The 14,243-nt window shown below is 38.0% G+C and carries 12 protein-coding genes; 11 read left to right on the forward strand and 1 reads right to left on the reverse strand.

Annotated elements, in window-relative coordinates; genetic code table 11:
* Positions 1 to 7 precede the first annotated feature (7 nt).
* Positions 8 to 1,342, forward strand: a complete 1,335-nt coding sequence (locus ACQ334_RS01525; RefSeq protein ID WP_430986391.1) for a hypothetical protein — start codon at positions 8 to 10, stop codon at positions 1,340 to 1,342.
* Positions 1,343 to 1,346: 4 nt separating this feature from the next.
* On the opposite strand, the gene ACQ334_RS01530 is transcribed toward ACQ334_RS01525, so the two are convergent.
* On the reverse strand, positions 1,347 to 1,757 hold the full coding sequence (locus tag ACQ334_RS01530) for a hypothetical protein (RefSeq protein WP_430986392.1): 411 nt from the start codon (positions 1,755 to 1,757) through the stop codon (positions 1,347 to 1,349).
* Between the two features lie 218 nt (positions 1,758 to 1,975).
* Here ACQ334_RS01530 and mraZ point away from each other — a divergent pair, with 218 nt between their 5' ends.
* The 10 genes from mraZ (at position 1,976) to murC (ending at position 14,221) form a co-directional block, all read left to right on the forward strand.
* On the forward strand, positions 1,976 to 2,431 hold the full coding sequence (gene mraZ, locus ACQ334_RS01535) for a division/cell wall cluster transcriptional repressor MraZ (protein ID WP_430986393.1): 456 nt from the start codon (positions 1,976 to 1,978) through the stop codon (positions 2,429 to 2,431).
* Between the two features lie 25 nt (positions 2,432 to 2,456).
* Positions 2,457 to 3,422 carry a 16S rRNA (cytosine(1402)-N(4))-methyltransferase RsmH gene (gene rsmH, locus ACQ334_RS01540; protein WP_430986394.1) on the forward strand — a complete coding sequence of 322 codons (966 nt, stop codon included), beginning with the start codon at positions 2,457 to 2,459 and terminating at the stop codon, positions 3,420 to 3,422.
* Between the two features lie 31 nt (positions 3,423 to 3,453).
* Positions 3,454 to 3,798 carry an FtsL-like putative cell division protein gene (locus tag ACQ334_RS01545; protein WP_430986395.1) on the forward strand — a complete coding sequence of 115 codons (345 nt, stop codon included), beginning with the start codon at positions 3,454 to 3,456 and terminating at the stop codon, positions 3,796 to 3,798.
* Between the two features lie 31 nt (positions 3,799 to 3,829).
* Complete coding sequence (locus ACQ334_RS01550; RefSeq protein WP_430986396.1) at positions 3,830 to 5,995, forward strand: penicillin-binding protein; 2,166 nt, start codon at positions 3,830 to 3,832, stop codon at positions 5,993 to 5,995.
* Positions 5,992 to 7,455 carry a UDP-N-acetylmuramoyl-L-alanyl-D-glutamate--2,6-diaminopimelate ligase gene (locus tag ACQ334_RS01555; protein WP_430986397.1) on the forward strand — a complete coding sequence of 488 codons (1,464 nt, stop codon included), beginning with the start codon at positions 5,992 to 5,994 and terminating at the stop codon, positions 7,453 to 7,455. The genes ACQ334_RS01550 and ACQ334_RS01555 overlap by 4 nt, the downstream gene beginning before the upstream one ends.
* A gap of 94 nt (positions 7,456 to 7,549) precedes the next feature.
* On the forward strand, positions 7,550 to 8,839 hold the full coding sequence (mraY, locus tag ACQ334_RS01560) for a phospho-N-acetylmuramoyl-pentapeptide-transferase (RefSeq protein ID WP_430986398.1): 1,290 nt from the start codon (positions 7,550 to 7,552) through the stop codon (positions 8,837 to 8,839).
* A 279-nt stretch (positions 8,840 to 9,118) separates the two neighbouring features.
* Complete coding sequence (gene murD / locus ACQ334_RS01565) at positions 9,119 to 10,459, forward strand: UDP-N-acetylmuramoyl-L-alanine--D-glutamate ligase (protein WP_430987248.1); 1,341 nt, start codon at positions 9,119 to 9,121, stop codon at positions 10,457 to 10,459.
* A 63-nt stretch (positions 10,460 to 10,522) separates the two neighbouring features.
* Positions 10,523 to 11,776 (forward strand): FtsW/RodA/SpoVE family cell cycle protein, encoded by a 1,254-nt coding sequence (locus tag ACQ334_RS01570; RefSeq protein WP_430986399.1) that lies wholly within the window; start codon positions 10,523 to 10,525, stop codon positions 11,774 to 11,776.
* Complete coding sequence (murG, locus tag ACQ334_RS01575) at positions 11,769 to 12,857, forward strand: undecaprenyldiphospho-muramoylpentapeptide beta-N-acetylglucosaminyltransferase (RefSeq protein WP_430986400.1); 1,089 nt, start codon at positions 11,769 to 11,771, stop codon at positions 12,855 to 12,857. Before ACQ334_RS01570 ends, murG begins: the two co-directional genes overlap by 8 nt.
* Entirely contained in the window at positions 12,857 to 14,221 is a 1,365-nt protein-coding gene (gene murC, locus ACQ334_RS01580) for a UDP-N-acetylmuramate--L-alanine ligase (protein WP_430986401.1), read from the forward strand. Before murG ends, murC begins: the two co-directional genes overlap by 1 nt.
* Positions 14,222 to 14,243 lie beyond the last annotated feature (22 nt).

The raw sequence follows: 14,243 nt of genomic DNA on the forward strand, positions 1-14,243 counted from the left end.
TCAAAAAATGGAAATTGAAAAAGATATACCATCTGCTGTTTCACCCTTTGATGAAAATATTTTCGTTACAAAAAATACATTTTCGGAACATGGTAATGAGATTGAAGAAATTATTTCTAACAAGCCTCCTTCAATTGTACGATGGGGAACAGTGTATTTTTTAATACTGTTGCTGCTTCTTGCTGCTGTATGCTGGTTTATTCAATATCCCGATATTGTAAATACAAAAGCAAAACTTACCTCCATCAACGCACCCAAAGACGTAATTACAAAAACAGCAGGCAAACTGATTAAGCTCATTGCAAAAGAAGGGCAAACGGTACAGCAAAATGAATTGCTGGGTTTTATGGAAAGCAGGGCTAATGCTGATGAAGTAATTATGCTTTCGGGTATTACAGATACTTTGCAAAATTTATTGCAGCATAATCAGGCGGAAAAAATCCCATCCTGCTTAGCACAACCATTTCAAAACCTTGGCGAGGTACAACCGGCTTACCAGAGTTTTATACAAGCCTTTATTTTATTTAACCAATATCTTTCTTCGGGCTATTATTTAAAAAAGAAAGTAATGTTGCAAAAAGATATGAGTTACCTTGAAAAATTGCATACCAATTTATTACAACAAAAAAGTATACAGCAGGAAGATGTAGGATTAGCTGATACTACATTTAAAATGAATAAAAAATTACTGGATGAAAAAGTAATAGCCAGCCTGGAATATAGAAATGAGCGGAGCAAATTTTTAAATAAGGCTATGAATATACCGCAGATCAATAGCAGTATCATATCTAATGAAAGCAGCCAACAGGAAAAACAAAAAGAAATTTTACAATTGGAAAATGATATTGCACAACAAAAAGGAATTTTTACACAAGCAGTCCATACTTTAAAGGCACAATTGGAAGACTGGAAAAATAAGTATTTGCTAACTGCACCGCTTGGTGGCAAAATTGCATTTGCTACTTTTCTACAGGAAAATCAGCAATTACAAACCAACCAGATCATTTGCTTTGTAAATCCAGAAAATGCGCAATACTATGCTGAAGTGTATATACCACAAATCAATTTTGGCAAAGTAAGAACAGGGCAGCAAGTATTATTAAAATTTCCGGCCTACCCCTTCCAGGAATATGGAAGCTTAAAAGGTACTATTGATTTTATCAGCAATATCAGTACAGACAGTGGTTATCTTGCTAAAGTGATTTTACCAGAAGGGTTAAATACTAATTATAAAAAGCAAATTCAATTCAGGGATGGCTTAACAGCACAGGGAGAAATTATTACTGCTGATATGAGATTGCTGCAACGGTTTTATTACAACATTATTAAACAAATGCAATAAATCCTCACCGTTTCGCCACCGGCACCACCAGCTTCAATCCACTCCACAACGCACTCACCGCACAAACTTTTATATCCACTAAACTATTTTGCAGGGCAAAATCCCTGATTATATTTTCATTAAGATCAGTAGTTATGCCGGCAGCTTTCTTATACCAGGATACCCAGATGATCACCGTCGTGTTAGCTTTGGCGTAAGGCCGTATTTTTTGCATACCTTTTTCAAAGGCAGCAATATTTGTTGCAAACAGGTGAATAAAGTCGGGGATTTGTTTGCCTTTGATCAGTTGCCCGCTGATATCCTGCTCCAGCAGATCAAAATAGTTGTCCGGCATCTGTATTACCAAAACTTTCATTTCGGGTGTAATGCCCAGCTTTTTTATCAGGGGTGTTCCTGAATACCCGGTTGCAGCCATATTTAAATTGAGTTTTTATTGAAAAACAGGTTATTAACAGCAATGCACAGCTATCCACAGGTAATGCACATTCAAAAATAATCAAACCAACGCCAAAGCCACGCCCATTTTGGGCAAAGTTCATGTGGATAAAAAACTTTATCTAAAAAATGATTAGAAAGTGGGAAAAAGTGTTATTTTGTGTAAGTTTCTGTTTAAGCAGGGCTAAATAATTGAAAATGATAGGTTTCCTCGGTGAATATGAAGCAACTTTAGACTTAAAGGGTCGCTTTTTACTGCCGGCAGGGTTTAAAAAACAGCTGCCACAGGAAGGTGCTACCCAATTTGTACTAAACCGGGGGTTTGAAAAGTGCTTAACGTTATACCCAATCCAAAGTTGGGAGCCTATATTTTCTGAGATCAGCAAACTGAATGATTTTGACCCTAAGGTAAGAGAATTCAGGCGTTATTTTTTAAACGGGGCCACACAAGTGGAGCTGGATAGTGCAGGAAGATTATTGTTGCCCAAAAACCTTAGCGAACATGCCGGCCTGGAAAAAGACATTGTGCTGGTATCGGCCGTTAACAAAATTGAGATCTGGGACAAAAGTAAGTATACACAGTTCTTTGAAACTTTTACACCGCAAGCCTTTAGCGATTTGGCTAACGAGGTGATGAACAAGGTTGTTAATTAGTTAATTAGTTAAATGGTTTATTAGTATGGATAACAAAGGTGAACAGCTAAAACCAAATAACGAGTTAACCAATAAACCAGTTAACGATTCAGTTAACTATCACACCCCCGTTTTGCTACAAGAAGCAATACAAGGTTTGAACATTAAGCCCGATGGCATTTATGTGGATTGCACATTTGGCGGCGGCGGACATAGCCGTGCCATTTTACAACTACTGAATGAAAACGGAAAGCTGTATGTGTTTGACCAGGATGCTGCTGCCAAACAAAATGTACCTGATGATGAAAGGATCGTTTTTATCCCTCAGAATTTTCGTTACCTGCAACGTTTTTTACGCCTGCAGAAAATAACACAGGTAGATGGTATTCTTGCAGACCTTGGCGTATCCAGCCACCAGTTTGATGAAGCAGACAGAGGTTTCTCTACCCGCTTTGAAGCTGACTTAGATATGCGGATGGATCAGCGTGAAGCCGTTACAGCAGCAACCGTACTGAAGGATTTTACCGAACAGCAATTGCACAAAATGTTTGAACAGTATGGCGAAGTAACCAATTCAAAAACACTGGCTAAAACTATTGTACAACAAAGAGCATTGGCGCCTCTTCGTACCATCAATGAATTTAAACTGGCAGTTAAGGCGGCGGTTAAAGGTAATCCTCAAAAATACTTTGCCCAGGTATTTCAGGCACTACGCATCCAGGTAAACGACGAATTAGGCGCATTAAAAGATTTATTAGCACAAACCACTACACTATTAAAACCAACCGGCCGGATCGCAATTATCACTTTTCATTCTTTGGAAGACAGGATAGTTAAAACATTTTTTCGCAACGGAAGTTTTTCCGAAACCGAAGCGGATGAAGTGTATGGGACAAAACCTGAAAGCCCGTTTTTAATCATAAGCAAAAAACCAATCGTACCAACAGAAAAAGAGTTAAAACAAAATCCAAGATCGAGAAGTGCAAAGTTGAGGGTGGCCGAACTAAAGTAAAAGTTTCAAAAAAAATATTCAGTACAAAATAATGCAGGAAGAAAATATTATACCGGAAAAGCAAACCAGCCAAAGGATAGACTGGAAAAGTCTTTTTAGTTATAAATGGGTAGTACAGAACATACCCTTCTTTTTGTTTTTAGCAGCATTGGCTGTGTTGTACATCTACAACGGGCATTATGCTGATAAGCTGACAAGGAAAATTGGTGTAACCGAAAAGCATATTAAAGAACTGGAGTACGAATACAAGACAATAAAAAGTGAAGTGATCTTCAGAAGCAAAGCAAGTGAATTAGTGAAGGCGGTAGAACCAATGGGATTAAAAGAACTAACAGAAGCACCGGTATTATTAACGCCGGAACCAGATAAAAAATAAAACATAATAATCCCTCTTCAGGGGATAGGTCATGGATGTAAAAAAAGACATATTGTGGAGAGTGTATCTCTGTTTTTTAGGGATGATACTGCTGGGAGTAGTGGTATTGGGCAGGGCTTTTTATATACAACGCATAGAAGGAAAATACTGGAAGGAAATGGGCCAGAGCCTGCACTTAAAATATTTACCCGTAGATGCAGAGCGAGGAACTATTTACAGCGAAGATGGTAATATGCTCAGCACCTCTGTTCCCATATTTGATGTGTTTGTAGACTTTGGCGCACCCGGCTTACGTGAAAAGGACGGTAAACGTTTTAAAGATAATGTTGATTCATTAAGTATAGCACTGGCCAATCTCTTTAAGGATAAAACCACTGCTGCGTATAAAAAAATATTGCAACAGGCTTACAAAGAAGAAGACAACTATTTTACTTTAAAGAAAAAGATCTCTTTTGAAGAATATAAACAACTGAGGGATTTTCCATTGGTAAGATTAGGCAGAAACAAGAGTGGTTTTATTTTCGATCCCCGTGATAAAAGAATTAACCCCTATGTTTTACTGGCTAACAGAACCATTGGTTTGTCAAGAGAAGATTCTACCAAAAATGTTGGACTGGAAAGAAGTTATGATAGCTTATTGAAAGGTTCTTCGGGCCAGCGCCTGATGCGTTATATCGCGGGTGCCTACGTACCTGTGGAAGGCGCAGAGCTGGAACCAGAACATGGAAAAGATATCATTACCACTTTAGACACTTATATGCAGGACGTTGCCGAAGTAGCATTGATGAAAATGATGATTGGCAATAATTCTTTACATGGTACTGCCATTGTAATGGAAACTGCAACGGGTAAAATAAAAGCAATTGCCAATTTAGGACAAAGAAAAGATGCCAATGGTATTGCTATAAAAGATAAAGAGGGTAATAGTATTTATGATGAGGACCTGAATTATGGTATTGGTAAAGCAACAGAACCTGGTTCTATTTTTAAATTAGCTACATTAATGAGTTTGCTGGAAGATAAATATGTCACCATCAATTCTAAAGTGGATTGCGAAGGCGGCATAAAATATTTTTATGGCTTAAAGATCCAGGATTCGCATTTAGGTGCCGGTTCCGTTTCAGTAAAAGATGCCTTTGCAGCAAGTAGCAATGTGGCTTTTGCAAAACTGGCCGATCAGTATTATCATTCACAGCCATCAAAATTTATTGATCACTTACATCATTTTCGTTTAGATACACTTACAGGAGTGGATATTGATGCTGCTTCTGCAAGAACAACCATTAAAAAGCCCACCAACCGCAGCTGGGCCAATACTACCATTCCGTTTATGGCGCATGGTTACGAAGAGCTGGTAACACCATTGCACATGTTGATGTTGTACAATGCAGTTGCTAATAATGGTAAAATGATGAAGCCATACCTGGTAAATGCCGTAAGAGAATATGGAGCAGATGTAAAAACAATGACACCTAAAGTAGTGGTAGATAAAATATGCAGCGATGAAACTTTAGCACAATTAAAAGAATGTATGAGAGCTGTAGTGGACAGTGCACATGGCACAGGGCATAAAATTTTATCGGGTAGTACTTATGGTATTGCAGGTAAAACAGGTACTGCTGTAACTGCATTAAATAACAAAGGTTATAATAAAGGCAATAAAATTTACCAGGCGTCTTTCATCGGATTCTTTCCTGCTGATCAGCCTAAATATACCATGGCAGTGGTTATACAAAACAGTAATGAATCAAAATTGCATTATGGTGCAGATGTTTCGGGTACGGTGTTTAAAGAGATCAGTGATAAAATTTATGGCCGCTTTTTAAGCAGTAAACAGTTTACTGCTGCAACAACAACCGACAGTACGTTGTATAATTTTTATGGCACCAAAAATGACCTGGCTGCAGTATTGAATTTTTTAAAAACACCATTTACCGACTCAGCTGTTAAAGGCACCATGAGACAGGCGAATATGAAAAATAATTTTACACTCTTGAATGCACCGCTTTATTCATCCGCATCATCCGGTTCTGTAACCCCTAACGTTGTCGGAATGGGATTGAAAGATGCGGTGTATTTATTAGAGAACAAAGGACTGAAAGTTGCTGCTGCCGGAAGAGGCAGGGTAATGAATCAATCGAAAGTAGCAGGCACAACATTTGAAAAAGGACAAACCATTTCATTAGTATTAAATTGATTTTACAAGACATACTATATAAAGTTGCCATCCGCTCTGTAAAAGGCAGTACCGGTATTGAGGTAAAGGACCTGCAGATCGATTCAAGAAAGATCAGTAAGGGCTCCTGCTTTATTGCCGTTAAAGGCAGTGCTGCAGACGGGCATAATTATATCGATGCTGTTGCAGAAAAAGGCGCTGCAGTTATTGTGTGTGAAGTATTACCAACGGAATTAAAAGATGGCATTACCTATATACAGGTAGATAGTACGGCTGCAACCGCAGGATTGATGAGTCATAATTTTTATGGCGAACCTTCCACAAAAATTAAACTGATTGGTGTAACAGGTACTAATGGCAAAACAACTATTGCTACTTTATTATTCAAATTGTTCAGTGCGTTAAAATATAAATGCGGATTGATCAGTACGGTGCAAAATCAAATTGCAAAAGAGATCATTCCGGCTACACATACTACACCCGATGCTATCAGTTTAAATGCTTTGCTGAAACAAATGGTGGATGAAGGTTGCGAATATGTGTTTATGGAAGTGAGCAGCCATGCTATTCATCAGCACCGAATTGCAGGTTTGCAATTTGCCGGTGCTTTGTTCAGCAATATCACCCACGATCATTTGGATTATCATAAAACATTTGATGAATACATCCGTGTAAAAAAATCATGGTTCGATAATTTGTCTGCTGCTGCATTTGCAATCAGCAATGCAGATGATAAGAGAGGCGCTGTGATGTTGCAGAATACGGTTGCTAAAAAATATTTCTACAGCCTTAAAACAATGGCTGATTTTAAAGGGAAAATTTTAGATAACAGTTTAACAGGATTGCACCTTGTTGTAAATGATATTGAAGTGCATTTCAGGTTGATTGGAGAATTTAATGCGTATAATCTTTTAGCAGTGTATGGTGCCGCTGTTTGTTTAGGTGAAGAAAAAACAGAAGTACTGCAAATACTCAGCAGCCTTGATGGTGCAGAAGGAAGATTTGATTATACCATCAGCACTAATGATAAATTAATTGGTATTGTGGATTACGCTCATACACCTGATGCTTTATTAAATGTACTGGCCACCATAAAAAAATTAAAACAAGGTAACGAGCAGGTAATAACTGTAGTGGGTTGTGGTGGCGACAGGGATAAAACCAAAAGGCCAATAATGGCAGAAGTAGCTTGTGAGTATAGTGATAAAGTGATCCTTACTTCTGATAATCCACGTAGCGAAGACCCGTTGGAAATTTTGAATGATATGCAGGCCGGCGTAAATGCAGCCGCTAAGAAAAAAGTGATCTCTATTGCCGACAGGAAAGAAGCGATTAAAACAGCAGTGAGCCTGGCACAAAAAGAAGATATTGTTTTGATAGCAGGTAAAGGGCACGAGAAATACCAGGACATAAAAGGCGTGAAGTATGATTTTGATGATAAGAAAGTATTGAATGAAATGTTTGTATTGTTAGAAAAATAAAAGTCGTGAATGGTGAGTAGTGAATCGTGAGTGACTGCTTCAATACGCGGCTCATTCACGACTGACGACTCACGACTGACGAAAATAAAATAATATGCTGTATCACTTATTTGATTGGTTTAAAACACAAGGTATTAAGTTCGCCGGAAGTGAGTTGTATCGCTTCCAGAGTATCCGTGTGATATTAGCTATGATCTTAAGCCTGGTGATAACAACTGTGTATGGTAAAAAACTGATTGCTTATTTACGCAATAAACAATTGGGTGAAACAGTAAGGGATTTAGGATTAGCGGGAGAGCAACAGAAAAAAGGAACGCCTACAATGGGAGGTATCATTATTATTCTTGCCATTGTAATTCCAACCTTATTGTTTGCTGACCTGGGTAAAGTATATATCCGCTTAATGTTATTGTGTACAGTTTGGTTAGGCGGTATTGGTTTTATTGATGATTACCTGAAAATAAAATCAAAAAGAGATGCACTGAAAAAAGGAGAAAATTATAAAAAAAGCGATAGCGATGGTTTGGCAGGCAGATTTAAAATTTTTGGCCAGGTGATGTTGGGAATAATTGTTGGCGTAACATTATATTTTACACCAAGTGTTGTGGTAAAACGTGAAGTGCAGGCAGGTATTGTATTAGGCCCTAAAGAAAGAGCTACAAAATTTGATACGGTATTTATTGATGGTAAACAAACGATCTATGCTTCTGTAAAAACTCCAATTACCACTATTCCTTTTGTAAAAAATCATGAGTTTAATTACGCTAAACTTTTACCGGAAGGATTGAGGGATTATACCTATATACTCTACATTCTTATAGTAATATTTATTGTAACGGCAGTAAGTAACGGAGCCAATATTACAGATGGGTTAGACGGGCTTGCAACAGGAGTAAGTGCAGTAATGGGAATAGGCCTGGGCATATTTGCCTACCTGAGTGGTAATATAAAATTTGCAGAGTACCTCAATATTATGTACATCCCCAACATAGGAGAGTTGTCCATTTTTATTGCCGCATTTGTGGGTGCCTGTATTGGATTTTTATGGTACAATTCTTACCCGGCACAGGTTTTTATGGGAGATACAGGAAGCCTTGCATTGGGTGGCATTATTGCAGCCCTTGCCATTATTGTACGTAAAGAATTACTGATACCCATCTTTTGTTTTGTGTTTTTAATAGAGTTGTTAAGTGTGATGATACAAGTGTCTTACTTCAAATACACCAAGAAAAAATATGGCGAAGGAAAGCGGGTGTTTTTGATGAGCCCTTTACATCACCATTATCAAAAGTTAGGTTATCACGAAAGTAAAATAGCAGTGAGGTTTTGGATCATAACGATTTTAAGTATGATAGTAGCAATAGCAACATTGAAATTAAGATAATAATATCCCCTGCGGCTGGGGCAAGTGTTTATTGGAAAACCGCAACCTGGAATTGTCAGAGGCTGACATTCTAAGTTTTTCAATTTTTAAGTAATCAGTATCTGTGGAAAGTTCTTATGATCAGTGAAACCCTATACCCGTTAAATTCTATGCTCTTGAAGAACCCTTTTTAGTTTACGGTGTAGCGGTTGTATTAAAATCGAATTGGAAAATTTGATGCTGTTGAAAAGCCAATTTTTATTCTGTGTAAACGGAATAGTTAAAATGTAAGATTGCATTATTATGAAAAGATTAGTCATACTCGGAGCTGGAGAAAGTGGTGTAGGTGCCGCTATTCTTGCCAAGCAGCAAGGGTATGATGTATTTGTAAGTGATGGTGGTGCCATAAAAGAAAATTACAGAACGGAATTAAGCGGCAACGGTATTGCGTTTGAAGAAGCTATACATACCGAAGCAAAAATTTTAAATGCTGATGAAATAATGAAAAGCCCGGGCATACCAGAAAAAAATGAGCTGGTGAAAAAGATCAGGGCCAAAGGTATTTCCATCATCAGCGAAATAGAATTTGCATACCGTTATAAAGGCAACAGTAAAATAATTGCTATCACGGGCAGCAATGGAAAAACCACCACCACAGCATTAACCTACCACATGTGTAAAATGGGTGGTAGTGATTGTGCGATGGTTGGCAATATCGGGTATTCATTTGCCAAACAGGTAGCGGTTGACCCCAAGCCTTTATACGTTGCTGAAATAAGTTCTTTTCAACTGGATGATATCAAAACATTCCGGCCGGATGTTGCGGTATTGACCAATATCACAGAAGATCATTTAGACAGGTATGACTATAAAATGGACAATTACATCAGCAGCAAGTTTCGCATTGCGATGAACCAACAGGCTGAAGATGTTTTTATTTATTCCTTAGATGATGCCATTACCGTTCAGAGTATTAACAACTATCACATTAAATCAACACTAGCCCCATTTACCATGAGTAAACCACTGCCGCAGGGAGCATACCTGATGAACGCAAAATTGCACTTGAAATGGAAAAACGAAGAAATGCAAATGAGTATTAAAGATTTCGCCCTAAAGGGTAAGCACAACCAGTACAACAGTATGGCTGCAAGTTTAGCAGCATCAGTTGTAGACATCAGGAAAGAAAAAATAAGGGAAGCCTTACAAACTTTTGAAAGTTTGGAGCACCGCATGGAGCCGGTGGCGTCAATTAAAAATGTGGAGTTTATTAACGACAGTAAAGCCACTAATGTAAACAGCACCTGGTTTGCATTGGAAAGTATGGAGAAACCAGTGGTATTAATATTGGGTGGTGTAGACAAAGGCAACGACTATTCTTTAATTAAAGAACTGGTGAAAGAAAAAGTAAAAGCGATCGTATGCATGGGCACTGATAACAAAAAGATACATGAAGCTTTTGGTGATATTATGCCGTTAATGGTAAACACAGCATCAGCAAAAGAAGCGGTGCAGGCAGCATTTCATTTTGCAGCAAAAGGCGATGTGGTTTTGTTAAGCCCCGCATGTGCAAGTTTTGACCTGTTTAAAAATTATGAAGACAGGGGCAATCAATTTAAACAAGCAGTAAAAGAATTGTAAGCGGAAGCTCCAGCTTCCGGCCAAAAAAATAAAAAACAAATAGGTTCCTTCAGGGAATAACCAATGGCAAACTTTATAAACATAAGAGAATTATTTACACCCAACATCAGTAATAACCTGGTTAGTAAAACCAAGGGCGACCGTGTGATATGGGGTATTGTAGTGATCCTCGTTTTAATGAGTTTGTTAGTGGTGTATAGTAGTACAGGTTCACTGGCTTATAAATACAGTAAGAGTACTGAAAGTTATTTGTTTAAACAATTTGCTTTTATCATACTGGGTATATTGGTAATTTATTTTGCCCACAGGGTTAACTATACGATTTATGCAAGAGTGGCGAAAGTTTTGTTTCTGATATCAATTCCATTAATGTTTTACACTTCGTTTTTTGGAGAGGAAATAAATAAAGGAAGCCGTTGGATAAAATTGCCGGTTATTAATATGACATTTCAGACATCGGATATGGCTAAGCTGGCTTTATTCATGTACCTGAGTTTGCAATTAAGCCGTAAACAAAATGTGATTAAAGATTTTAAAAAAGGATTTTTACCAATTGTAATTCCGGTAGTAATTATTTGTGCGTTGATTGCCCCGGCAAATTTATCTACTGCATTATTGGTTGGGGCAACCAGTTTTATGCTGATGTTCATAGGCAGAGTAAATACAAAACATTTGTTACTATCTATTGGTATTGCCATGGTGCCGGTATTGCTTTTGTTTACACTGGCAGTGGGCACTTATGATAAAGCAGCACATAAATCAAAAGATCTTCCTGCAATTTTTTCAGTGGGCCGCATACCAACATGGATAGGTAGAATTCAAACCTTTGTATACAGTAATAAGGAAGACGAAAGCGAAAAATTATACCAGATCAACCAGGCAAAGATTGCCATTGCTAATGGAGGGTGGTTAGGTAAGGGGCCAGGCAATAGCGAAGCAAGAAATTTTTTACCGCACTCTTACAGTGACGAAATTTTTGCGATCATCATTGAAGAGTATGGTTTGTTTGGCGCCGCATTCATGATATTTATTTACCTGCTATTCTTATACCGATGCATCAGGTTATACCGGAAATGCCCTTTTGCGTTTGGGGCATTTCTGGCCCTGGCGCTAAGTTTTACATTAATAATACAGGCAATAGCGAATATGGGAGTAGCAGTAAATGCATTTCCTAATACGGGTGTTACGTTACCGCTGGTAAGTATGGGAGGAAGTAGTTTCCTCTTTACCTGTTTATCTATCGGTATTATTTTAAGTGTGGCAAGAAACGTAGAACAGTTAGAAGGAAAAACTAAACTGGCGGAAGTAAATGAATAATAGAATTATAATAGCAGGAGGTGGAACAGGCGGGCATATTTTTCCTGCAGTGGCAATTGCAAACGCTATTAAAAAAGTACAACCTGAAACTGAAATATTGTTTGTTGGTGCCAAAGGGAAAATGGAGATGGAAAAAGTACCGCAGGCAGGATTTAAAATAGAAGGATTAGATATAGCAGGATTGAACAGAAGCTCTTTGATAAAAAACATTGGGTTGCCTTTAAAGCTGGTAAAAAGTTTTATACAGGTAAGACAGATTTTTAAATCATTTCACCCCACTGCCGTAATAGGTGTTGGCGGTTATTCCAGCTTCCCGGTATTGCGTTATGCTCAATCAAAAAAGATCAAAACGTTTATACACGAAAGCAACTCTTTTGCAGGCAAAAGCAACATCATGCTGGGCAAAAAAGCCACCAGGGTTTTTGTAGCCAGCGATGGCATGGAAAAATTTTTCCCAAAGGAAAAAATAATGATCACAGGAAACCCGGTAAGAGCAAGTATATCGCAAAGCAAAGTAACCAGGGAAGAGGGCATTAAATTCTTTGGATTAGATCCGGAAAAGAAAACCATTCTTTCAATCGGGGGGAGCCTGGGAGCAAAAAGTATTAACGAAGCAATTGATAAAAATATCGGGGAGTTTGAAAAGAATGGATTGCAACTGATCTGGCAAACGGGTAAACCCTATGCCGAAAAAGGCAAACAGGCAGCGGCTGGTAAAAGCAATATCTGGGCAAATGATTTTATTACGCAGATGGAATACGCTTATGCAGCAGGGGATGTGGTAATCAGCAGGAGTGGGGCTATGTCCATAGCGGAATTATGTGTAGAGAAAAAAGCAGCGGTGTTGGTGCCTTACCCCTTTGCGGCAGAAGATCACCAAACGGTAAATGCACAAAATTTAGTTAATAAAAATGCCGGCATAATGGTAAAAGACAGTGAGGCGTTACATCAATTGGCGGCAACCATTATCAGTTTAGCAAAGAATGAACAAGAACAAAACGAATTAAAAACAAACATTGGCAAACTGGGTATTACCAATGCCGATGAAATTATTGCAAAGGAAATATTGAATACTATATAGTGATTGAAATAAATAAAATAACGAGGATATATTTTGTAGGGATCGGTGGTATTGGCATGAGTGCTTTAGCAAGGTATTTTAAATTTAAAGCCGTTGCAGTAAGTGGGTATGATAAAACAGAAACAGTGCTTACAAAACAATTGGTAAACGAAGGCATACAGGTTCATTACGAAGATAATATTGAGTTCATTGACAAAGACGCACAGTTAATAGTTTATACTCCTGCTGTTCCAAAAGATCATAAAGAGTTGAATTATTACAAGGATAACAATTATACTGTTGTAAAACGCAGCGATGTATTGGGTGCTATCACCAACAGTTCTTTTAATATCTGTGTGGCCGGTACGCATGGCAAAACAACCACCAGCACAATGGTGGCGCACATATTGCAACATAGTGGTTATGGTTGCAATGCTTTTTTAGGTGGCATTGCTGTTAACTACAACAGTAATTTTTGGTCGAGTGAAAAAAATGTTTGCGTAGTAGAAGCAGATGAATACGACAGAAGTTTTTTGAAATTAAGTCCTGATGTGGCGATCATCACTGCAATGGACCCGGATCATCTGGATATCTACGATACAGCAGAAAATGTAGAACAGGCGTTCATCGATTTTTCTGCAAGGGTAAAAGATGGCGGTTTATTGCTGAGTAAGTTTGGTTTAAAGAGAAGCGGTGAATTAAAAGCATCACAGCATTTTACTTATCATTTTAATAATGAAGAAGCTGATGTGTATGCTGCAAACATCCATATGAATAATGGTAGTTACCAGTTTGATGTAATAACAAAAAACTGGCAGTTGCATGATGTGGTACTGAATATGGGAGGCATGCACAACATTGAAAACATGGTTGCGGCTATTGCTGTAGCGCACCACCTGGAAATAGATGACGAAAAAATAAAAGCAGCAGTAAGTTCTTTTAAAGGCGTAAAAAGAAGGTTTGAGTACATCGTAAAAAATGAAACGCAGGTTTTTATCGACGACTATGCACATCACCCGGATGAATTAAAGGCACTATTAACCGGAGCGAAAAAATTATTTCCGGATAAGAAATGCACGATCATTTTTCAGCCACACCTGTTTAGCCGCACCAGAGATTTTGCTGATGGCTTTGCAGAAACATTAAGCCTGGCCGATGAAATTGTACTCTTACCCATTTACCCGGCAAGAGAATTGCCAATGGAAGGCGTGACAAGTGAAATGCTTCTGAACAAAATGAGCAACGACAACAAAAGAGTGCTGAACAAAACAGAAATTTTAGATTGGATAAAAAACAATAAAACAGAATTATTAATTACAGCAGGCGCAGGAGATATAGACACATTAGTTGAGCCAATAAAAAAAATATTGACAAACAATAATTAGTAAAACATAATCTTTTCAATTC

The organism is Ferruginibacter sp. SUN106 (assembly GCF_050611765.1).
In the GTDB taxonomy this organism is placed as follows: domain Bacteria; phylum Bacteroidota; class Bacteroidia; order Chitinophagales; family Chitinophagaceae; genus Ferruginibacter.